The sequence below is a fragment of the Aeromonas sp. 601027 genome (assembly GCF_049174455.1).
GTDB classification, from domain to species: Bacteria; Pseudomonadota; Gammaproteobacteria; order Enterobacterales; family Aeromonadaceae; genus Aeromonas; species Aeromonas veronii_A.
Window position 1 is genome coordinate 650,761 of record NZ_JAAKTN010000001.1, and the last position, 21,496, is coordinate 672,256.

The window sequence follows — 21,496 nt, forward strand, 5'->3', positions numbered from 1 at the left end:
AACCTTATTCCCCATATAGCTTAATTTCCAAAACATTGGCGATGGCACTGCCATTCCAGTGGTATTCCAGATGCTGGGCTTGGTGGATCTTGGTGACCAGACGGGGGCGATAGAGCACATGGCAGTTATGACCGCTGTGGCGCACAGAACGGTAGTGGATACCGTCTATCCCCTTGGTTTTCTGTTCTTGGGCGAAAGCTTGGGATTGACCATAGTTGGTTGCGTGATAAAGCGGGGTGGAGAGAAATTCCGCGCTGGTGATATCGACCAGATTGGCGTTGAACTCGGTATAGAGCACCCGCATCTGTACTTTCTGAGCGGGTTCGTTGGTGTAGCCGAACATGCGCTCTTGGTGATACACAGTCTCTTTGATGGCAGTATCGAGCAGGGGGGCGCAGTAGTAACCGCCGAAATCGCCAGTGGTGAATCGGGCTCCTTCCGGGTTGATATGGGTGAAGGCTGCCATCACATAGCTGCTGCCATTTAGCCCGACCAACCAATCCTCTTTCGGTACCAACGACAGATCACCCGCCGCTTCATTCAACCGATCATTGGTCAGTGACTCTATGGCCCAGACGGCCTCCAGTTCGTCCGCATTAGCTACGTCTTCATAGAGATCGATGGTGGGGTAGCGGCTTGGAATGATCCGATAGGCTCGCTCCCCCTTGAGTTCAATCAGTGGCGGCTCTTGCATCAGGCCATACCCCCGCGCCAGGCATGCAGACGGGTGGCCACTTCATACAAATCAGCCACGCGGCCAGCGTTCATAATGTCCATCGCGCTGCGCCCGGCAAAGAAGGGATGGCTGTTGGGTTTGCGCACCCAGCCGTAGATGCTGTCGTCGGCACTGAACAGCATCCTCAGACACTTATGGATATTGAGGATGTAGCTCATCCGTTCTTGCATATCCACGGTCAGACGGATCCCGCCGTTTGACTCTTTGTATTTGTTCAATGTTGAACGGGATGAAATGCCAAGAAGTTTCAGCTGTTCATCTGTATTGCAGTGCCACTTATCCAGGATACGGAATACCACAGGCAGTGCCTTACTGGGGTCAATGGCGCCATTTTTCAGGGCTTTTTGTGCAGTGTTGGCCATATGTCCTCCTTACTATAGTCAGCGCCAGACGGCTGTCTGGCGCGTGAAATGTTAACTTGAGTTTAGTGTAGAAGAAATGCGCACACATGTACACATTTATACATATGTGCACATATATGTTCATTCTTGGGCGTTAATCTTCTTCCTTGAGGTCACGCAAAAAACACTCAGTGGTCAGCCACTATCTGGTGTGGTCCTGGCTGGTACATTGGGTTGATTTTCTCGGCGTCTTTATTGGCCTCATTTTCGAGCCGATGGGCCAGCTTGATGGAGGCCAGACACGAGGCGCGCCATGTGTCGATCGGTGTGCTGTCGTGTTTAGGCATCGAAGAGGTGAAGATGAAAAAGGGAGCGATTGCTCCCTTAATCCATTAACCCCGTCAGGGTCGATTAACCGCCGACTTAACCGGCCTTGGCCACCATGGCTTTAAGCTGCAGGAAGTACTGCTCGTAGAGGCGGGAGGCATCACCCACATCAGACTGGAACTCGCCCTTGCGTTTGATCTCGTCGCTCGGGAAGACCATGGTGTTGTTGCGAAACGCCGGGGTGAGCAAGGGGATGGCGTCCTTGACCGGGGTGGGGTAGCCGATTGCCTCGGCCACCTTGGCGGCGACATCGGGGCGCATCAGGAAGTTGATCAGGGCGTGGGCTTCCTTCACATGCTTGGCCTTTGCCGGGATGGCAAGGTTATCCATCCAGAGTACCGCTCCCTCTTCGGGATAGGTCATCTGGATGGAGGGATATTCGCGCTGGGCGCCGTAGGCCGAGCCGTTCCACAGCATGCCGATATTGACCTCACCGGCGATAAAGGGGTCGGCCGGGTTGTCGGAGTTGAACGCCTTGACGTTGGGCATCAGCTTTTTCAGGTATTCGAACGCTTCGGCAATTTGCGCCTTGTCCTGGGTGTTGGGGCTGTAGCCCAGCTGCACCAGCGCGATATGGAACACCTCGCGGGCATCGTCCATCAGCAGCAGGCTCTCTTTCCACTCCGGTGCCCAGAGCTGCTTCCAGCTGGTCACCGGTTGCTCGATGATGTCGGTGTTGGTACCGATCCCGGTCGCACCCCAGATATAGGGGATGGAGTAGCGGTTGTCCGGGTCGTACTCATGGTTGAGCAGGGTGGGGTCGAGGTGCTTGAAGTTGGGCAGCTGGGCGCGATCCAGCGGCTGCAACATCCCCTCTTTGGCCATTTTCGAGATGAAATAGGTGCTGGGCACCACTACGTCATAGCCGTCGCCATGGGTTTTCAGCTTGGCGTAGAGGGTCTCGTTGGATTCGTAGGTGGAGTAGATCACCTTGATGCCAGTCTCTTGCTGGAACTGCTCCAGCAGGCCGTCCGGCACATATTCCGACCAGTTGTAGAAGTAGACCACCTTGTCGTCGGCCGCGTGAGCGCTCTGGCTCAGCAGCGGGGTGGTGAGGGTGAGGGCGGCTGCCAGCAGGGCGCCGGCCTTGTGTTGGATTGTCATCAACAACTCCTTGGGGTTATGGGGCCTTGCGGCCCACCGTGACAGAGTTCGCCAAAGATGGCGGGGACGAAACGGGCAGGGTCAACCCTGCCGTTTACGCAGTAACAGTTGCGCCAGCAGCACCATCCCGAGGGAGGCGACCAGCATCAGGGTTGCCAGGGCGTTGACCTCGGGGGAGACCCCCACCTTGACCATGGAGTAGATCTTGAGTGGCAGGATCTCGTAGGCCGGGCCGGTAACAAAGGAGCTCACCACCACATCGTCCAGCGACAGGGTAAAGGAGAGCAGCCAGCCCGCCATCACCGCCGGCAGGGCAAGCGGCAGTATGATGCGGCGCAGGATGATCCACTCGCCAGCCCCCAGATCCCGCGCGGCTTCCAGCATCCGCACATCAAAACCGCACAGCCGCGAGTAGACAGTGATCACCACGAACGGCAGACAGAAGGTGATGTGGGCGATCAGCAGCGACCAGAAGCCGAGCGCAATGCCGGTGACCACAAACAGGGTCAGGAGCGAAATAGCCATCACGATATCGGGGGACATCATCACCACGAACAGCATGCCGCTCACGTACTGTTTGCCGCGAAAGCGGTAGCGAAACAGCGCCACGGCGGTGAGGGTGCCGATCAGGGTGGCGGCGGTGGCGGTGAGGGCGGCGATGGTCAGGGAGTGCTGGGCCGCCTGCATCAGGCTGGCGCTGGCAAACAGCTTCTCATACCAGCCAAGGGTAAAGCCGCGCCAGTCGATGCCATATTTCGACAGGTTGAAGGAGTTGGCGATCAGCACCCCGATGGGCACATAGAGATAGCCAAACACCAGCAGCAGAAACAGAGCTTTCAGTGCGCGCATCATGCCAGCTCCCCCTTCTTGCTCAATAGCTTGCCCGCCCGCCAGTAGCAGTAGACCAAGAGCGCCATCAGCACCGTCAGCATCACGCTGATGGCCGCGCCAAAGGGCCAGTCACGGCTGTTGAGGAACTGGGTCTTGATCAGGTTGCCGATCAGCAGGTGCTTGGCGCCCCCCAGCAAGTCGGAGACGTAGAACATCCCCATGGCGGGCAGGAACACCAGCAGACAACCGGCGATGATGCCGGGCAGGGTGAGGGGCAGAATGATCCGCACCAGCCGCTGCCAGCCGTTGGCGCCAAGATCCCGCGCCGCCTCCAGCAAACGGCCATCCAGCTTCTCGATGCTGGAGTAGAGCGGCAGCACCATAAAGGGGAGCAGCACATAGACCAGCCCGATGATGACGGCCACCTCGGTATACATCATCTGCAGCGGTCGCTCGATAAGCCCCAGATCCAGCAGCCAGCCATTGATCAGCCCCCGGGTGCCGAGCAGCACTTTCAGCGCATAGGTGCGGATCAGGGAGTTGGTCCAGAACGGCACCACCACCAGAAACAGCAGCAGCGGGCGGATACGCGCTGGCAGATGAGCCAGCAGCCAGGCAAAGGGGTAGCCCACCAGCAGGCAGATGGCGGTGGCGAGCAGCGCCAGCCAGAGGGAGTGGAGCAGCACCTCGAAATAGAGGGGGTCCAGCAGGCGGCCATAGTTGCTCAGGGTAAAGAGCGGTGCGATAAGCTCGGACTCGTCACGGGTCAGGAAGCTGACGCCGATGATCATCAGGTTGGGCAGGAAGACAAACAGCGTCAGCCAGCCGAGGATCAGCGCGATGGCCCCGTTGCGAACGCCGTTGTGGGCAAAGCTGTGCGCTACCCGCAGATTAGTGAGGCTCATAGGGCAACACCACCTCCCAGCTGTCAACCCAGTGGATCGCCACCTCCTGACCTAGGCGATAGTCAAAGTCGGGGTCATCCTCGTCGAAGAACTCGGAGATAAGCAGCTGTTTGCCACTTTCGAGCTCGATCACCGAATCCAGCGTCGCCCCCTTATAGTTGCGCTCGCGGATGTTGCCCCGCAGCGCGCCACGTTGATCGTCATCCTGATCGAGAATGCGCAGATCTTCCGGGCGCAGCAACACCAGCACCTTGTCGTCTGGCTGGAACGGCAAGGTGGTATGAAGCAGGCACTCGCGCCCCTCCACCTCAGCCTGCCAGATGCCGGGCTCGCGCTGGCTGATCAGCTTGCCATCCATCACGTTGATCTCGCCGATAAAGCGGGCCACGAACAGGTTGGCTGGCGATTCGTAGATATCGCGCGGGGTGCCGCGCTGGATTATCTTGCCGCCTTCCATCACCAGGATGCGATCAGACATGGTGAGCGCCTCTTCCTGATCATGGGTAACGAAGACAAAGGTGATGCCAAGGCGACGTTGCAGCGCCTTGAGCTCGCTCTGCATCTGCTTGCGCAGCTTGTAGTCGAGCGCCGAGAGGGATTCATCGAGCAGCAGCAGACGGGGCTTATTGACTACCGCGCGGGCGATGGCGACCCGTTGTTGCTGGCCGCCGGAGAGCTGATCCGGGCGGCGGTTGGCCAACTCGGTGAGCTGCACCATGGCGAGAGTCTCCTCGACCCGCTGGCGGATCTCGCTGGCCGGTACTTTCTGCATCTCGAGGCCAAAGGCGACGTTTTCAAACACCGTCATATGGGGGAAGAGCGCATAGCTCTGGAACACTGTGTTGATGTGCCTGTGTTCGGCGGGGATATGGGTGATCTCGTCACCGGCCAGATGGATGGTGCCACCGTCGACCGATTCTAGCCCGGCCAGCAGGCGCAGCAGGGTGGTCTTGCCACAGCCGGAGGGGCCCAGCAGGGTAAGAAATTCACCGTCATAGATTTCAAGGTCAAGGTCACTCAGGATCACCTTGCCATCGTATTTTTTGCTGATCTTGTTCAGCGCAACAATTACCTGTGGATTGTTCATCATCCGCCAGTCTCACCCCAGCCAGTGGCCATCGTGTTGAAAGAGGGCCGCATTCTATGCAGCCAATCCATGAAATCAAAGGCTTTTTGGCCCGAATTAGCCGCAAGTGCGCAGGAAAAACGGCTACGAATAGCAGACCAAATCGCTATAATGTGCCACCTGATTTGGTCGTTTTCGATATTGGATAGTCAATTGAGTAATAAAATGCGTATTGGCGGCTCCCTTGAGCAGTCTCTGAACCAGGGCTACCGCCTTGATCTGAAAGGGGTCATCCAGGAGGGATGGCAACAGACCCGCCGTACCGGATTTGGCCTGCTGCTGGCGATTGTCGGGGTGACGGCGATCTGGATCCTGCTCAGCAATGTGCTGCTGTTGCCCTATCTGGGGGATGACAGCCAGATGAATGTGGCCATGGTGCTGAGCTTGCTGATGACGGTGGTGATGGCCCCCATGACCAGCTCCCTCGATATGCTGGGGTTGCAGCAGTCGGTCGGGGTGCGCGCCCGCGCCAACCAGGTGTTCGACTTCTTCCGCCACTTTGTACGCCTCGGCATGTTGAGCCTGCTTGGCAGTCTGCTCACCAGCCTGTTTGGCCCGCTATTCGATCTGCTGGGATTGCCTGCCGTACTCTCATTCATTCCCTCGGCCCTGATCGGCATGGGGCTGCTCTTTACCGTCCCGCTGGTGCTGGAGCGCGGCCTGACGCCGCCCCAGGCCATTCTGGTCTCTCTCAAGCTCTTTGCGCGCGGCTGGCCCAGCATTGTGCTGTTCCACGGCGTGATGACCGCGCTCTTCTTCCTGGCTCTGATCCCCATGGGGTTGGGGCTTATCTGGGTGGCACCGCTCTATTTCAACTGCAAGGGGATCCTCTATCGGGATCTCTGCGGGGTGGGGGTAGAGGTTAACGAGGTGACAGAAGGCCCCAACCATTTCAATGCATGATGCAAAAGGACGTTGAATGACCCGTCGATATGGAGTGACCAAGGCTGTGCGCCAGAGCCTTCTGGCCACGCTCTTGCTGCCTGGGCTGGCGCTGGCTGAGCCGGTGCTGGATCTGCAATACAGCACCTTTTACAGCCAGATGAAGACCTTTGCCAAAGGGGAGTTTGGTCACGCCAGACTGGGGTTTTATCTGACCGATCCGCAAAATGGTCAGCGCTGTGGCCTCACCTTTGCCCGGGTTGCAACCGACAGCAAGGAGGTCGCGGGCGAGGTAACGGTTGATAGTGAACTGCGACTGCCTTTTGATGAGGATCTCAACCTCGACAAGGGGATCGTGACCGTCGGCCTGAAAGAAGAGCACGCCACATGCGATATGACGGTACAGGTGATGGCCGATGCGCCAAACGGACCCGAGCTGCCGGTGGCCGAGCTGGCGGCCCGTCAGCAGCAGATGCAGTCGCTGCTCGACAAGATGGCGGGCATGGTCGGCAAGCACTTCCTGCCGAAGATGGAAGGGGTGCGCATTACCCTGGTGCAGCAGAGCGGAACTGCTTATCTGATTGATGGTGCCCGCCAGGAAGCACTGCCCTGGCAGGAAGGCCACCTGCTGCTGAGCAATGAGCAACTGGCCGCGTTCGCCGCCGGGCAACTGCGCCTGCAGGGGGACGTGCTGCGACTGACCCCCTGGCTGCACAAAGGCTGATGCTGGTGGTGCTGTCACGTTGGTAACAGGCAGATCAAGAAAGCAAAAAAGGAGCGATTATCGCTCCTTTTTTATTGTGTGGCGTGTGCCCTGTGAGCGCGGCTTAGCGAACTTCAATCACATCCAGCATGTCCATCTCGTCGATGTCCAGCAGCGGCGCCTTTGGCATCTCGGGCGGATCAAACGCCTTGTCTCCGCCATCGATGATGCCGGAGTCGCGGTTGATGCTCTTGAAGTCAAACAGCTTGTGATCGAGCAGGTGGCTCGGGATCACGTCCTGAATGGCGGTGAACATGGTTTCGATACGACCGGGGAAGCGGCGATCCCAATCCTGCATCATCTGCTTGATGGCCTGACGCTGCAGGTTCTCCTGCGAGCCGCACAGGTTGCACGGAATGATGGGGAAGGCTTTGACGTCTGCATAGCGGATCAGATCCTTCTCTTTGCAGTAGGCCAGCGGGCGGATCACCACGTTCTTGCCATCGTCGCTCACCAGCTTGGGCGGCATGGACTTGAGCTTGCCACCGTAGAACATGTTGAGGAACAGGGTCTCGAGGATGTCGTCGCGGTGGTGGCCAAGGGCAATCTTGGTGCAACCCAGCTCCTGGGCGGTGCGGTAGAGAATACCGCGGCGCAGCCGTGAGCAGAGAGAGCAGGTGGTTTTGCCTTCCGGCACCTTCTCCTTGACGATGGAGTAGGTATCTTCCTCGACGATCTTGTACTCGATGCCGAGGGAATCCAGATACTCGGGCAGCACATGCTCGGGGAAGCCGGGCTGCTTCTGATCCAGGTTGACGGCAACCAGATCGAAATGGATGGGGGCGCTGGCTTTGAGGCTCATCAGTATGTCGAGCATACCGAAGCTGTCCTTGCCGCCGGAGAGGCAGACCATGACCTTGTCGCCCTCTTCAATCATGTTGAAGTCGGCAATGGCCTGACCCACGTTGCGCCGCAGGCGCTTCTGCAGTTTGTTAAAACTGTATTTTTCTTTGGCGTTCAGCTCTTCTAGCATGCTCGTAAAACCCGGGACACAAATAAGCGCGTTATTATAGCCATGTCCCGGGGGAGGGCAAGGTGCCAGGCACCTTATGATTGATTGCGACGACTGTCGACCGGGCAGCTGTAGTCTGCCGGTTTGAGGATCAGGATGTCGCAGGAGAGGCGGTCAATCACATGTTCGGCGGTATTGCCGAGCAAAGCGGCAGAAAGCCCGGTACGGCCGACGCAGCCCATGATCATCAGGGTCGCCTTGAGCTCTTCGGCCATATCCGGCAACACCTCTTCCGGTAATCCTTCAGCTACCCGGGTCCAGAGATGACCGATCCCGAACTTGTCGGCATGGCTCAGCAGCAGGCTTTCATGGTGTTTGCGGATAGCTTCGTTGTAGGCGTTGGGATCAAACTCCGGCAGCTCGATGGCAACGTTGACCGGGGTGCCCGGGTAGGTATTGACCAGATAGAGGTTGGAGCCCAGCAGCTCGGCGATGTCGCTTCCCTCCTGGGTGATCCGTTCGTTGAGCAATTTCTGATCCGGATCGTCGCTTGAGCAGTTGATGGCGGCGATGATGTTGCCGCCCCGTTGCCAGTGACCCTCCTTGACCAGCAGCACTGGACAGGGGCATTTGCGCAGCAGGTGCCAGTCGGTGGGGGTAAAGATAAAGGTTTGCAGGAAGCTGTGATGGTGAGTGGCTTTGACCACCAGATCGTGGCGCTGCTCCAGCACTTCCTGAATGACACACTCGAAGGGGCGATTGTGCCAGACCACCTTGACTTCGCACTCTATCCCCTGTGCCCGATAGGGGGTCAGGATCTCGTCCAGCCACTCACGTCGCTGTGAAATGACGCCATCACGCATCTCTTGCCGCTCGTCCACCGAAAGCATGGCAGTCATTTCATACGAGAAGTCATAGATGGTGAGCAGCAGGGTCAGATGGGCGTTTTCGTCCAGCTCGGCGACTTTGACTGCCCGTTCGAGGGCGATTTGACGCTCCTCTTCTGGATTGATAACCACCAGAATATTCTGATATTTGACCATCTTCTCCTCCTTGGAAAAGTCCAATGACAGCAGAATCTTAGCCATTACAGCTTAGCGCAGGAGGAGGGTATGGGGAACGTACCGGATCACATTCCAGAGGAAAGGATCCGGCAGGGAAAGCAGGAAAATAGCGGGAGGGTAAGCGGAAAAATCAGCCGCAGGGCGGGCGAGTGGCACCGGCCATCATGCCTAGCGCGACCTGATCCAGCACGGTAATGTATTTGCCTTTGACGCTGATGAGACCGGACTTCTGGAAGCGGCCGAGCAGACGACTGATGGTCTCGACGGTCAGTCCCAGATAGTTGCCGATGTCACCACGGGTCATGGAGAGACGGAACTCCTTGGCGGAGAAGCCGCGCTCGGAGAAGCGTACCGACAGATTGTGCAGGAAGGCGGCGAGGCGCTCTTCGGCATTTTTCTTGGAGAGCAGCAGGATCATCTCCTGATCGCCCATGATTTCGTTGCTCATCAGACGCATGATCTGCTGACGCAACTTGGGCATCTTGCCGGAGAGATCGTCGAGCACTTCAAACGGAATTTCGCACACCATGGCAGTTTCCAGCGCCTGGGCGAAGGAGGGGTGTGCCTGTTTGTGGATGGCATCGAAACCAACCAGATCGCCAGCGAGGTGGAACGCGGTGATCTGCTCATCGCCCTGTTCGGTGATGGTGTAGGACTTGATGGTCCCGGAACGGATGGCATAGAGCGATTTGAACTCGTCGCCGGCCTTGAACAGCTCTTCACCCTTCTGGATCGGCTTTTTGCGCTCGATGATGCTGTCCAGCTGATCAAGCTCGTTGTCGTTCAGAGTGAAGGGAATACAGAGCTGACTGATGCTGCAATCCTGGCAATGAATTGCACAGCCACCGCTCTGGATACGTCTGCCAGGTTTCTTTTCCGGGATCATAGGCTCATACGAATAATTGATTTATATCAAACAAGTTTACCATCAACTCATCCGTTTTGGATAGGGTTTCAAAAGGATGCAATGCCAATCCACAGGGTATGTACCCCGAACAAAATGAGCAGCAGGGCCCCGCCAAGGCGCAAACTGCGCAGGGTGAGCCAGTATCTCAGGCGATCAGCGAGTCCCCCCAAAGCAAACAGGGTGGGCAGGGTGCCGAGACCAAAAAAGAGCATGATGAGCGCCCCGCCGCTGGCCGAACCGGCCGCCGCGCTCCAGGTCAGCATGGAGTAGACCAGCCCGCAGGGGAGCCAACCCCACACCATGCCAAAGGGCAGTGCCTGCACAGGTGAGGTGAAGGGGATAAATTTGCCCGCCAGCGGTTTGATACGTGGCCAAAATCTGGCGCCGAGCCGCTCCAGCAGCAAGATCCCTTGCCACCAGCCCGCCAGATAGAGACCAAGCGCAATCATCAATAGCGCTGCCACGAGACGCAAGCCGGCAATAGCGTGTTTGCCAGCGCCCAGCTCACTGGTGGTGGCGAGCAGGCCGCCCACCAGTGCACCTGCAATGACATAGCTCAGGATCCGGCCGAGGTTGTAGTTGAGCAGATAGGCGAGCCGCCCCCAGAAGTGTTGTTTGTTGGCGGGGATTGCCATGGAGAGCGCGGCGGAGACGCCACCACACATGCCGATGCAGTGGGCGGAGCCTGCCAGTCCGACCAGCAGGGCGCCGGCCAGATCAAGGTTGTGGGTCATGGTCAGCAGGCTTTGCGGGTTTGTGGGTGGGTTGCTCTTCGTCAAACAGGATGTTGGAACCCTGCCGGTCGAGATCTTCAAACTGCTCGGAGCGAATGGCCCAGAAGAAGACGACCCCGGCGATGATCACAAACAGGATGGCGATGGGGATCAGGACAAAAATTATATTCATGAGAGGTACCTTGGCGTTCTTCCTTGGCAAGCGTCCCCTATGGTAACCCTGTTCGGGCAGGGGGCCAGCCGCTATCAATTAGAAATGTGGCCTGCATCGAAGGCAGGCCACATTTTCAGCTATTTTCCGCCACCAGCCTCATCGGTTGAGGCGCATGGAGTTGGTTACCACGATGAGTGAGCTGAGCGACATGCCCGCCGCCGCCAGATAGGGGGGCAGCCAGCCGCAGGCCGCCAGCGGCAACACCAGCAGGTTGTAACCGATGGACCAGGCGAAGTTCTCGATGATGATCTTGCGGGTACGCATTGCCAGCACTCTGGCCTCGAGCAGTCGGCTCAGGTCATCGGCCAGCAGGATGGCATCGGCGCTGTTTTTCGCCAGATCGGTGCCACCAGCCATGGCAAACGAGGCGTGCGCTCCGGCCAGTACCGGGGCGTCGTTGATGCCATCGCCCACCATGATGCTGATATCCCCCTGGGCTTCCCGGGCCTTGAGGTAGGTCAGCTTGCCATCGGGTGAGACCCCCTTGACCAGCTCATCCACGCCCAGCTCGCGGGCAATCTCGTCTGCCTGAAAAGAGCTGTCGCCAGTCAGCACGGTAGTTTGCAGACCTGCCGCCTTGAATGCCGCGATCAGCGCCCTAGCATCGGGGCGCAGGGTATCTTCCAGATTGAAGCGGGCCAAGACCTGCTGCTCGTCGGCCAGATAGATAGCCAGACCGCGGCCGCGTTCTTGCGCCGGATCCAGCCCAAGCCAGCGGGCACTGCCGATGCGGTAACGTACGCCATCCACCAGCGCTGTGATGCCGTGACCGATGACAGGGGTGATCTCGCGGGCGGATGGCAGCACACTGATACTGTCGGCAGGTAGCCGGAAGGCGCGAGCTATGGGGTGCTCGGATTGCGCCTCCATGGCCCGGGCGATGGCGAGGCAGTGCGTCTCGTCAAGGTCGGCCAACGCCTGAGTCTGCGTCAGACTGATCTCCCCTGTGGTCAGGGTACCGGTCTTGTCCATCACTATCCGGTTGGCCTTGGTCAACACGTCCAGCACATGACCACGGCGCAGCAGAATGCCGTTGCGGGTCAGATTGGCGGTGGCCGAGGTCAGCGCCGTCGGGGTGGCCAGCGACAGGGCACAGGGGCAGGTGGCAACCAGCACGGCGAGGGTGACCCAGAACGCCTGATCCGGTTGATGGAAGTGCCAGAAGGTCCAGACCGCGGCGGCAATGATCAGCAGCACCAGAATAAAGTGGCGCGACAGCTGATCCGCCATCTGGGCGATGGCCGGTTTGTCGTCGAGGGCGTGATCCTGCAGCCGCATGATCTGGGCGATCCGCGACTCTTCGATACGGTGGCTGACCCGGATCTGCAGCGGGGCATCGGTGTTGATGGTACCGGCATAGACCTGCTCACCGGGCTGTTTGAGCAGGGGCAGCTGTTCACCGGTCAGCATGGATTCGTTGAGGCTGGCTTGCCCTTCGACAATGATGCCGTCCGCCGGCAAGGTTGCTCCGGCCAGCACCCGTACCCGATCGCCGACCTGCAAGGTCTTGGCCGCTACCTCATGCTCCCCTTCATCATCGATGCGGGTCGCCATGATGGGCACCAGTCGTGCCAGGTTGGAGCTCGATTCCGACGCCTTGCGCCGGGCCCGCAACTCGAGAAAGCGCCCCAGCAGCAGGAAGAAGACGAACATGGTGATGGAGTCGTAATAGACCTCACCGGTATTGAACACGGTGGCCCACATAGAGGCGATAAAAGCCCCGATCAGCGCCAGCGACACCGACACATCCATCGACAGGTGGCCCTGTTTCAGGCTGCGCCAGGCACCCACGTAAAAGGGTTGGGCTGAATAGATCATGATGGGGGTGGAGAGCAACAGGCTTATCCACTTGAAGTAGACCATGAACTCATCTTCAACGCTGATGAAGAGATCCATGTAGAGGGCCACGGCGCACATCATCACCTGCATTGAGCCCAGCCCCGCCAGAGCCAGCCGGAACATATAGCTGCGCACCTCTTTGGCGTAGAGCGCCTCCTGTTGATGGGTCTGGAACGGGTAGGCACGATAACCGATCTGGGCAAATCCCTTGAGGATGTCACTCAGGGAGAGCTGGTCCGGATCCCACTTGATGCGGGCCCGGTGGGTGGTGGTGTTGACGTTTATGTAGCGCAGGCCGCCAAGGGTCATCAGGTGGCGTTCGATAAGCCAGGCACAGGCGGCGCAGGTGAGCCCTTCAACTGTCAGCTGGATTTCGCGAAGGGTACCGCTGTCGGTGACAAAATCCTGTTGCACTTCTGCCAGATCGTAGTGGGTGAGGGCGGCCAGCTCTTCGGGTACCAGATCTCCCTTGGTACCGGGGGCGGTGCGGTGATCGTAGTAACTGGCAAGGCCGCACTCCATGATGGTTTCTGCCACAGCCTGACAACCGGGGCAGCACATGGGGCGAACAATCCCCTTTATCTCGAGGGAATAGCCACTATTGGTGGGTACCGTCTCGCCACAGTGAAAACAGGGGGTCATGCGTTATGCCTCCCTGAATGCAGAATGCAAGCAGCAGGGGCGCTGGCGAGCACCGGCTCGCCACAGTGAGAACAGCCGGTCATGGCTTAGCGTCCTTTCGGGTCGAGTTCGACAGGGGCCAGGGTGGGCAGCTGGACGGTCTCTTGCAATCGCCACTGGTGATCGAAGGCATCGACCCGAATGTGCCACTTGCCGACCAGCGGCTTGTCAAAATGGAGGCGATAGGTGCCGCTCGCATCGGCGGTGATCATGTGTTCGCTGTCCTGACCGGCCAAGGTCGGGTGAAACAATGAAAGATAGAGAGCTTGCCCGGCAGGAATATCGCCGCTGATGGGTTTGAGGGTCAGCTCGTTGCCGTCAACCTCCAGTCCAAAGCGGATATTGAGCGCTTCGGAGCGGTCAAACTTGCTCAAGTCCTGATTGATCTCTTTCCCTTGTTTGTAATAGTCCTCGGCCACCAGATTGACCCCATCCTTGCTGGCGATGATGGCGGTGGCGATACTGCCGACCACGGCGGCAGTGGGGAGGGCGATGATAAACCAGGGCCAGAATTGGCGATACCACGGTTTGGATAGAGGTTGGGTCATGATTGCTACTGCCATGAAACGAATGATTAACGTGGAAGATGGTTTTTACGCAACACAAGATAACAAAAAGCCTCGAGGAGTCGAGGCTTTTTGCTGTGTAATCACGTGTTTATCACATGTTACAACGTTACGGGCGAACCTTATTTGGCAGACTGTTGATGAGACAGGCTGTAAACGTAGGAGGCCAGCAGGTGAACCTTGTCCTCACCCAGAATATCTTTCCAGGCTGGCATCACGCCGTGACGACCGTGGGTGATGGTTTGCACCACCACTTCGCGGGAGCCACCGTAGAGCCAGGTGTTGTTGGTCAGATCTGGCGCACCGACGGCAACACCGCCCTTGGCATCGGCCCCGTGGCAGGCAGCGCAGATGGCAAAGCGTGCTTCACCTTTCTTCGCTTCCACCAGGTCGACCTTGCGACCGGAGAGGCTAAGCACATAGGAGGCCACTTCCTGAACGCCATCTTTGCCGAGGATTTCACCCCAGGCAGCCATGATCCCCTGGCGACCGCCCATGATGGTGGTCTTGATTTGATCAGGCTGGCCGCCCCATTGCCATTCGCTGTCGGTCAGGTTCGGGAAGCCGCGGCCACCACGGGCATCGGAGCCGTGGCACTGGGAGCAGTTCTGCAGGAACAGACGCTGACCCACTTTCAGGGCTTCCGGATCCTTGGCGATCTCGGTGATGGCACGATAGGTTTTGCCATCCGCTTCGTAGGTGAGTTCACGGAACTTGGCGCCGTAGATCTCGTCAGCCTTGGCGACCTCGCGGTCATACTCCACCGCGCGACCTTCGGCCTTTGCCGATTCTGTTGCAGCCTTGGACTCGGCCAGCGAGCGCACGTTCTGGTTGGAACTTTGCCAGCCCAGCAGGCCTTTGAAGTTGCCAAGCCCCGGGAAGGCGATCAGATAGACCAGACCGGTGACGATGAAGAAGAGGAACATGTAAGTCCACCACTTCGGCAGCGGGTTGTTGATCTCCTCGATGCCATCGAAGGAGTGACCCATCGATTTACCTTCTTCAACACCCATCTTGTCCTTGCGGCACCACATCAGTAGCAAGAAGCAGCCGAGGATGGTTCCCAGACTGATGACAGTCACAAAAATGCTAAACAGAGTGCTCATTATTGTTTCGCTCCTGCGTTCTTTTTATCAGCACCGGGTTGCTCATCATCGGCAAAAACCAGATTGGCAGCCTCGTCGAAAGAGGTCTTGCGGCGTTTGCTGTAGGCCCAGACGATGATGCCAATCATGATGGCCATCAACAGCAGGGTATACAGACCGCGAAATGTGCCGTAGTCCATTTTCGCCTCCTTATTTCAGGGCATGACCCAGTGATTGCAGATAGGCCACCAGCGCATCCAGCTCGGTTTTGCCCTTGACGGCTTCGCCAGCACCCTGAATATCAGCGTCGGTATAGGGCACACCGAAGTGATCGCGGAACAGCGCCAGCTTCTTGGCCGTCATCTCACCGGTCAGCACATTGGTATCAAGCCAGGGGTAGGCGGGCATGTTGGATTCCGGTACCACATCGCGCGGGTTGATCAGGTGAACCTTGTGCCACTCGTCGGAGTAGCGGCCACCGACACGGGCCAAGTCCGGACCAGTACGCTTGGAGCCCCACAGGAAGGGGTGCTCCCAGACGCTCTCACCGGCGACCGAGTAGTGACCGTAACGCTCGGTTTCGGCACGGAACGGACGGATCATCTGGCTGTGGCAGTTGGTGCAGCCTTCGCGAATGAAGATGTCGCGTCCTTCCATCTGCAGAGCGGTGTAGGGCTTGAGGCCCTCCACCGGCTCGGTGGTTTGCTTTTGGAAGAACAGCGGAGTGATTTCAACCAGGCCCCCCAGACTGATGGCGAAGATGATGCCGACCACCAGCATGGGAACGCTTTTTTCAAATATTTCGTGACGGTTATTGTTGCTCATGGGTTGACCTCTTCAATCATGCTGGCTGGGCGACAGGTTCCAGAGAACCTTTGGGCGCAGTGATGGTGCGATAGGCGTTGTAAGCCATCAGCAACATGCCGGTGACGAAGAAGCAGCCACCCAGGAAGCGCACGAAATAGAAGGGATAGGATGCCTGCAACGCTTCAACGAAGCTGTAGGTCAGGGTGCCGTCTTCGTTGACTGCACGCCACATCAGGCCCTGCATCACGCCGGAAATCCACATGGCAACGATGTAGAGCACGGTGCCCACGGTCGCCAGCCAGAAGTGAACGTTGATCAGCTTGACGCTGTACATCCTGCCCTGGCCGAACAAGTTCGGGATCAGGTGATAGACAGCACCGATGGAGACCATGGCAACCCAGCCCAGCGCACCGGAGTGAACGTGACCAACGGTCCAGTCGGTGTAGTGGGAGAGGGCGTTGACGGTTTTGATCGCCATCATCGGGCCTTCGAAGGTCGACATGCCGTAGAAAGAGAGGGAGACGATCAGGAAGCGCAGGATGGGGTCATAACGCAGTTTGTGCCAGGCACCGGAGAGGGTCATGATGCCGTTGATCATGCCGCCCCAGGAGGGGACGAACAGGATCAGGGACATCACCATGCCCAGCGACTGAGCCCAGTCAGGCAGTGCGGTGTAGTGCAGGTGGTGCGGACCGGCCCAGATATAGAGGGAGATCAGCGCCCAGAAGTGGACGATGGAGAGGCGATAGGAGTAAACCGGACGACCCGCCTGCTTGGGCACGAAGTAGTACATCATCCCCAGGAAGCCGGCGGTCAGCAGGAAGCCTACCGCGTTGTGGCCATACCACCACTGCACCATGGCGTCCATGGCGCCGGAGTACATGGAGTAGGACTTCATGCCGGAGAGGGGCACTTCCATGTTGTTGACAATGTGCAGCACCGCAACGGTGATAATGAAGGCGCCGAAGAACCAGTTCGCCACATAGATGTGGGAGGTGGTGCGTTTCATCAGGGTGCCGAAGAAGACGATGGCATAGGCGACCCATACCACAGTGATGGCGATATCAATCGGCCACTCCAGCTCGGCATACTCTTTGGCGGAGGTGTAACCCAGCGGCAGAGAGATGGCGGCAGAGAGGATGATTGCTTGCCAGCCCCAGAAGACGAAGGTTGCCAGCGGGCCACCAAACAGTCTGGTTTGACAGGTGCGCTGCACCACGTAGAAGGAGGTGGCCATCAGTGCACTGACGCCGAAGGCGAAGATCACTGCGTTGGTATGGAGGGGCCGCAGACGACTGTAAGTCAGCCACGGGGTCTCGAAGTTGAGGGCAGGCCAGATCAACTGGGCTGCGATCAGTACGCCAACCGACATGCCGACAATTCCCCAGACAATCGTCATGACGGTAAACTGGCGAACAACGGTGTAGTTGTACTCAGGATGGTTAGTTGTATGGCTCATCGTTATATTCCGCTTCCGATGCTGCTGTTGTTTGGTTTTGTATCCGGAGAACCGGACTGGCTTCATCAGCCACCGCCGACCAGTTGTTAACATCTGTTAACGAAAGGAAAAGCAAAAGATGGCTAAATGAAAACTGCATGGGAATGATACTGAAGTGACAGGTAAAATAACAGTATAAACAGTGATATATTTGGCTCCGTCCGGTCTCGATATGGCAGTTTTTTACCTTGTTCGAGATCACAAAAAACTATTTTAATTGCATCTTAATCGGGCTGTTTTTGATGAAAGAGAGACTTACCGCACGTAAAGTTTTGCACCTCGTACTGGTATTGGCGCTGTTATTGGCGCTGATGGCCTATCGCACCTGGTTTTCGGTCGATAACAGCGTCTCTGCTGACCAGACAAAAGATCAGATTTGTGATCTTTCCCACACCCCTTGCAGCGCGCTGATTGGTGACAAGTCGCTGACGGTCGCCATCAAGGAATTACCGCTGCGCGCTGAACATGACTTTGTCATCGCTATTAGCGGCGGCGATCCGGCCATCAAACCGGTGAAAGCGACACTCGAAGGCAAAGATATGTTTATGGGCACCATTCCGGTGAACTTTGAACAAATAGACGGACAGTGGCAGGGGGTAACCCAGGTGGGGAGTTGTACATCACCCGTCATGATCTGGTTGTTAAATATCGAGTGGAGTAATGGTCAACGCCAGCAATTGGCGCTTTCCGTTGCCCGGGAATAACGGCGCAAGGAGCGGGGAGTGGAAAAAATATTTGAAATTTCCCGGCCAGGCGTTACCTTCCCCAAACCATCAGGGAGTGAAGTTCATTTAATCATGATTGAAAAACAACCATTTTATCGCACCCTCAACCAGCAGGCCAAGGCGCTGCTGGAGGGGGAAACCGATCTGATTGCCAATCTGGCCAACCTCTCCGCACTGCTGAATCAGGAGCTGGCGGAGATCAACTGGGTCGGTTTTTATCTGTTGCAGGGCGAGACCCTGGTATTGGGGCCATTTCAGGGCAAACCGGCCTGCGTGCGGATCCCGGTCGGCCGCGGGGTGTGTGGTACGGCAGTGGCAGAGGGGAGAACCCAGCTCATTGACGATGTCCACCAGTTCGATGGTCACATCGCTTGCGATGGCGCGAGCAACTCGGAAATCGTGATCCCGGTGCGCCGTGGTGGCGAGATCATCGGGGTACTCGATATCGATAGTCCGATTTTTAACCGTTTCAACCAGGAAGACCGGATTGGCCTCGAAGAAACGGTGCAAATTTTGGAAAGCATGCTCTAAGTCATTGCTAGATGGTTCGCAAAAGGCCCCAAGCTCTCTATAATGGGGCCTTTGTTGTGCTCGGGACGTGCCCGTGCGTTTATATGAAAGCCAAGGTTATACATGGAAAACACTGAGAAGCTGAAGAACAGTAAAGAGATCGTTGCCTACCTGGTCGAGAAATTCCCGGCCTGCTTCGTTGCTGAAGGAGAGGCCAAGCCGCTCAAGATTGGCATCTTCCAGGATTTGGCCGAGCGTCTTGCTGACGATGCCAGAGTCTCCAAGACCATGCTGCGTTCCGCACTGCGTCAATACACCTCCAGCTGGCGCTACCTGCACGGTCTCAAAGCTGGCCAGGCTCGCGTTGATCTGGATGGCAACCCGGGCGAGCTGCTGACCGAAGAGCACATCGAACACGCCAAGCAAGCTCTGAAAGAGAGCAAAGAGCGCGTATTCGCCAGCCGTCGTACCAATACCAAAGAGAAGGATGAGAAGGCCAAGAAGCCCCGTCGTCCTGCTGTGCGCAAAACCGAGAAAGCTGATGTAGCTGCCAAGCCGAAAGCTGCCGCCAAGGCACCGGTCGCTGACGCTCCGCTGGTTAAAGTGGATGCCGCTACGCTGAAAGTGGGCCAGGATGTGCGCGTCGTTATGGGTAAATTCCCGGTTCCGGCAACCATCAAGGAAGTAACCAAGGACGATGTACAGGTCCAACTGCAGACCGGCATGATGGTGCGGGTCAAATCAGAGCACTTGGTTCTCTAAGGAGACAAATGTTGAAGCATGGCGTAATTCGTTTTTCCCTCGTTGCCTGTAGCCTGGCGCTTGCCGGGCTTGCACAGGCCATCGAGCCGGTGCTCAAGGAGAGTGATTTGCCTGTGTTGGCTCAAGAGAGCCAACATGCTACGGCCAGCAAGCGAATTACCAATCTGTTTACCCGCTCGCACTACAAACAGTTCAAGCTGGACGATGCCTTTTCCTCCGTGATTTTCGATAAATATCTGGAGAATCTGGACTACAGCCGCAACCTGTTTTTGGCCTCTGATATCAGCCGTTTTGAAAAGTACCGTAACGGTTTTGACACCGACCTCGAAAGAGGCCGTCTGGCTCCCGCCTACGAGATGTTCAACCTGAGTCAGCAGCGGCGTTATGAGCGGTTCGAATACGCCCTCAAACTGCTTGATACTCCTTTCGATTTTACCCAGACCGACAACTATGTGTTTGATCGGGAAGGGGCGGCTTGGCCCAAAGATGAAGCAGAGCTCAACGAGCTGTGGCGTCAGCGGGTCAAGTTCGATGCCCTGAGCCTAAAGCTCAGCGGCAAGGAGTGGCCCGAGATCAAGGAGCTGCTTGGCAAGCGTTACAACAACGCCATCAAGCGGATGTCCCAGACCGAGAGCGAAGATGTCTTCCAGCTCTTCATGAACTCCTTCGCTCGCGCCATCGAACCACACACTAGTTACCTCTCCCCGCGCAGTGCCGATCGTTTCAACACCGAGATGAACCTCTCGCTGGAAGGGATCGGGGCCGTGTTACAGGCGGAAGATGACTTTACCGTCATCCGTTCTTTGGTGCCCGGTGGCCCGGCTGCCAAATCTAACCACCTCAAGCCCGATGACAAGATCACCGGGGTAGGGCAGGAAGATGGCAAGATTGTTGATGTGATCGGCTGGCGTCTCGATGACGTGGTCGAGCTCATCAAGGGGCCCAAGGGGAGCAAGGTCAAGCTTGAAATTCAGCGCGGCAAGGGCGCAACCGCCAAGACCGAGCAGATCGAGCTGACCCGCGACAAGGTGCGCCTTGAAGACAGAGCCGCCAAGTCCAAGGTGATTAACGCCGAAGGCAAGAAGATTGGTGTCATCGAGATCCCGAGTTTCTACGTCAATCTGCATGACGACGTGATCAAGGAGCTCTCCAGCCTCAACAAGCAGAAGATCGATGGTCTGATCATCGATCTGCGCGGTAACGGCGGCGGCGCCCTGACTGAAGCCTCTGCCCTGAGTGGTCTCTTCTTTGGCAGCGGTCCTGTTGTTCAGATCCGTGATCATATGGGTCGTATCACGGTCAACGGTGACGACGATGGCAACGTCTATTACGGCGGTCCCATGTCGGTGCTGATCGACAGATACAGTGCCTCGGCCTCCGAGATCTTCGCTGCCGCCATGCAGGATTATGGTCGAGCCCTGATCCTGGGTGAAAACTCGTTCGGCAAGGGGACGGTGCAGCAGCATCGCAGCCTCGCCAAGGTCTATGACTTCTACGAGCAGCCGCTGGGTCACGTGCAGTACACCATCGCCAAGTTCTACCGGATCAATGGTGGGAGTACCCAGAACAAGGGCGTTGCGCCGGATATCAGCTTCCCGACACCGGTTGCGCCGGAAGAGACGGGTGAAAGCCGTGAGTTCAATGCGCTGCCGTGGGACAAGATAGCCTCTGCCAACTATCAGACTCTGGGCAATTTCACTACTCTGCTGCCCAAGCTGCAGGCCGCCCACGATGCCCGCATCGCCAAGGATCCCGAGTTTGCCTACGTGATGCAGGATATTGCAGACTACAAGGTGGAGAAGGAGAAGAAGTCGGTCTCCCTCAACGAGGCGGAGCGTGTTGCAGAGCAGGCGAAACAGGATGAGAAAGCGCTCAAACGTACCAACGAGCGTCTGGCACGTCTTGGCAAGCCGGCGGTGAAGAGTCTGGATGAACTGCCCGCTGATTTTGAAGCGCCCGATGAGTATCTCATCGAAGCGGCCAATATCACGGCGGATCTGGCCAAGGTCAGCAAACGCAGCTGACAAGGCGACCTCCAATGCACAAGGGCGACTGCGGTCGCCCTTTCTTTTTGTCT

General features: G+C 57.5%; 23 protein-coding genes. 6 read left to right on the forward strand and 17 right to left on the reverse strand.

The annotated features are described in order from the left end of the window. Window positions 1-4 precede the first annotated feature (4 nt). The 6 genes from G5193_RS02760 to potA all read right to left on the reverse strand — a co-directional run bounded on the left by G5193_RS02760 (window position 5) and on the right by potA (window position 5,394). Window positions 5-694 carry an RES family NAD+ phosphorylase gene (locus G5193_RS02760; protein ID WP_005336650.1) on the reverse strand — a complete coding sequence of 230 codons (690 nt, stop codon included), beginning with the start codon at window positions 692-694 and terminating at the stop codon, window positions 5-7. Then, window positions 694-1,098: an MbcA/ParS/Xre antitoxin family protein gene (locus G5193_RS02765; RefSeq protein ID WP_005336648.1), complete on the reverse strand. Its 405-nt coding sequence runs from the start codon at window positions 1,096-1,098 to the stop codon at window positions 694-696. Before G5193_RS02765 ends, G5193_RS02760 begins: the two co-directional genes overlap by 1 nt. A 402-nt stretch (window positions 1,099-1,500) precedes the next feature. Beyond that, window positions 1,501-2,568 carry an extracellular solute-binding protein gene (locus tag G5193_RS02770; protein ID WP_421204898.1) on the reverse strand — a complete coding sequence of 356 codons (1,068 nt, stop codon included), beginning with the start codon at window positions 2,566-2,568 and terminating at the stop codon, window positions 1,501-1,503. Between the two features lie 81 nt (window positions 2,569-2,649). Further along, on the reverse strand, window positions 2,650-3,420 hold the full coding sequence (gene potC / locus G5193_RS02775) for a spermidine/putrescine ABC transporter permease PotC (protein WP_005336644.1): 771 nt from the start codon (window positions 3,418-3,420) through the stop codon (window positions 2,650-2,652). Then, window positions 3,417-4,304: a spermidine/putrescine ABC transporter permease PotB gene (gene potB, locus G5193_RS02780; protein ID WP_421204899.1), complete on the reverse strand. Its 888-nt coding sequence runs from the start codon at window positions 4,302-4,304 to the stop codon at window positions 3,417-3,419. The genes potC and potB overlap by 4 nt, the downstream gene beginning before the upstream one ends. Beyond that, window positions 4,291-5,394 carry a spermidine/putrescine ABC transporter ATP-binding protein PotA gene (potA, locus tag G5193_RS02785; protein WP_139432899.1) on the reverse strand — a complete coding sequence of 368 codons (1,104 nt, stop codon included), beginning with the start codon at window positions 5,392-5,394 and terminating at the stop codon, window positions 4,291-4,293. Before potA ends, potB begins: the two co-directional genes overlap by 14 nt. Before the next feature lie 201 nt (window positions 5,395-5,595). Here potA and G5193_RS02790 point away from each other — a divergent pair, with 201 nt between their 5' ends. Together G5193_RS02790 and G5193_RS02795 are read left to right on the forward strand one after the other, a co-directional pair. Continuing rightward, window positions 5,596-6,333: a hypothetical protein gene (locus tag G5193_RS02790; RefSeq protein ID WP_005351939.1), complete on the forward strand. Its 738-nt coding sequence runs from the start codon at window positions 5,596-5,598 to the stop codon at window positions 6,331-6,333. 16 nt (window positions 6,334-6,349) lie between these two features. Next, window positions 6,350-7,036, forward strand: a complete 687-nt coding sequence (locus tag G5193_RS02795; protein WP_204477063.1) for a DUF2987 domain-containing protein — start codon at window positions 6,350-6,352, stop codon at window positions 7,034-7,036. Between the two features lie 103 nt (window positions 7,037-7,139). Here G5193_RS02795 and ttcA read toward each other — a convergent pair whose 3' ends face one another. From ttcA to ccoN, 11 genes are all read right to left on the reverse strand, one after another. Beyond that, window positions 7,140-8,048: a tRNA 2-thiocytidine(32) synthetase TtcA gene (ttcA, locus tag G5193_RS02800; RefSeq protein ID WP_005336634.1), complete on the reverse strand. Its 909-nt coding sequence runs from the start codon at window positions 8,046-8,048 to the stop codon at window positions 7,140-7,142. A gap of 74 nt (window positions 8,049-8,122) precedes the next feature. Next, window positions 8,123-9,070, reverse strand: coding sequence for a universal stress protein UspE (gene uspE, locus G5193_RS02805; protein WP_005345417.1), 948 nt, complete (start codon window positions 9,068-9,070; stop codon window positions 8,123-8,125). Window positions 9,071-9,221: 151 nt separating this feature from the next. Beyond that, complete coding sequence (locus tag G5193_RS02810; RefSeq protein ID WP_005336632.1) at window positions 9,222-9,977, reverse strand: FNR family transcription factor; 756 nt, start codon at window positions 9,975-9,977, stop codon at window positions 9,222-9,224. 68 nt (window positions 9,978-10,045) lie between these two features. Continuing rightward, window positions 10,046-10,732: a sulfite exporter TauE/SafE family protein gene (locus G5193_RS02815; RefSeq protein ID WP_421204900.1), complete on the reverse strand. Its 687-nt coding sequence runs from the start codon at window positions 10,730-10,732 to the stop codon at window positions 10,046-10,048. Continuing rightward, window positions 10,716-10,904 (reverse strand): cbb3-type cytochrome oxidase assembly protein CcoS, encoded by a 189-nt coding sequence (gene ccoS / locus G5193_RS02820; protein WP_005360558.1) that lies wholly within the window; start codon window positions 10,902-10,904, stop codon window positions 10,716-10,718. Before ccoS ends, G5193_RS02815 begins: the two co-directional genes overlap by 17 nt. 138 nt (window positions 10,905-11,042) lie before the next feature. Then, window positions 11,043-13,427 (reverse strand): heavy metal translocating P-type ATPase, encoded by a 2,385-nt coding sequence (locus G5193_RS02825; protein ID WP_421204901.1) that lies wholly within the window; start codon window positions 13,425-13,427, stop codon window positions 11,043-11,045. A gap of 86 nt (window positions 13,428-13,513) precedes the next feature. Continuing rightward, the gene (locus G5193_RS02830) at window positions 13,514-14,014 is read right to left on the reverse strand and encodes a FixH family protein (RefSeq protein WP_005345427.1); all 501 of its coding nucleotides are present in this window, start codon (window positions 14,012-14,014) and stop codon (window positions 13,514-13,516) included. Window positions 14,015-14,154: 140 nt separating this feature from the next. Continuing rightward, window positions 14,155-15,138: a cytochrome-c oxidase, cbb3-type subunit III gene (gene ccoP / locus G5193_RS02835; RefSeq protein ID WP_421204902.1), complete on the reverse strand. Its 984-nt coding sequence runs from the start codon at window positions 15,136-15,138 to the stop codon at window positions 14,155-14,157. Beyond that, window positions 15,138-15,317: a CcoQ/FixQ family Cbb3-type cytochrome c oxidase assembly chaperone gene (locus tag G5193_RS02840; RefSeq protein ID WP_005336620.1), complete on the reverse strand. Its 180-nt coding sequence runs from the start codon at window positions 15,315-15,317 to the stop codon at window positions 15,138-15,140. The genes ccoP and G5193_RS02840 overlap by 1 nt, the downstream gene beginning before the upstream one ends. Before the next feature lie 10 nt (window positions 15,318-15,327). Then, window positions 15,328-15,942, reverse strand: a complete 615-nt coding sequence (gene ccoO, locus G5193_RS02845; RefSeq protein WP_005336618.1) for a cytochrome-c oxidase, cbb3-type subunit II — start codon at window positions 15,940-15,942, stop codon at window positions 15,328-15,330. A gap of 16 nt (window positions 15,943-15,958) precedes the next feature. Then, complete coding sequence (gene ccoN, locus G5193_RS02850) at window positions 15,959-17,383, reverse strand: cytochrome-c oxidase, cbb3-type subunit I (protein ID WP_005336616.1); 1,425 nt, start codon at window positions 17,381-17,383, stop codon at window positions 15,959-15,961. A 281-nt stretch (window positions 17,384-17,664) separates the two neighbouring features. Here ccoN and G5193_RS02855 point away from each other — a divergent pair, with 281 nt between their 5' ends. The 4 genes from G5193_RS02855 to prc all read left to right on the forward strand — a co-directional run bounded on the left by G5193_RS02855 (window position 17,665) and on the right by prc (window position 21,443). Then, window positions 17,665-18,126 carry a hypothetical protein gene (locus tag G5193_RS02855; protein ID WP_040065751.1) on the forward strand — a complete coding sequence of 154 codons (462 nt, stop codon included), beginning with the start codon at window positions 17,665-17,667 and terminating at the stop codon, window positions 18,124-18,126. A gap of 93 nt (window positions 18,127-18,219) precedes the next feature. Further along, window positions 18,220-18,678, forward strand: coding sequence for a GAF domain-containing protein (locus tag G5193_RS02860; protein ID WP_216978778.1), 459 nt, complete (start codon window positions 18,220-18,222; stop codon window positions 18,676-18,678). A gap of 102 nt (window positions 18,679-18,780) precedes the next feature. Continuing rightward, window positions 18,781-19,419 (forward strand): RNA chaperone ProQ, encoded by a 639-nt coding sequence (gene proQ, locus G5193_RS02865; protein WP_005351923.1) that lies wholly within the window; start codon window positions 18,781-18,783, stop codon window positions 19,417-19,419. A gap of 8 nt (window positions 19,420-19,427) precedes the next feature. After that, window positions 19,428-21,443, forward strand: a complete 2,016-nt coding sequence (gene prc / locus G5193_RS02870) for a carboxy terminal-processing peptidase (RefSeq protein WP_216978779.1) — start codon at window positions 19,428-19,430, stop codon at window positions 21,441-21,443. Window positions 21,444-21,496: the final 53 nt, after the last annotated feature.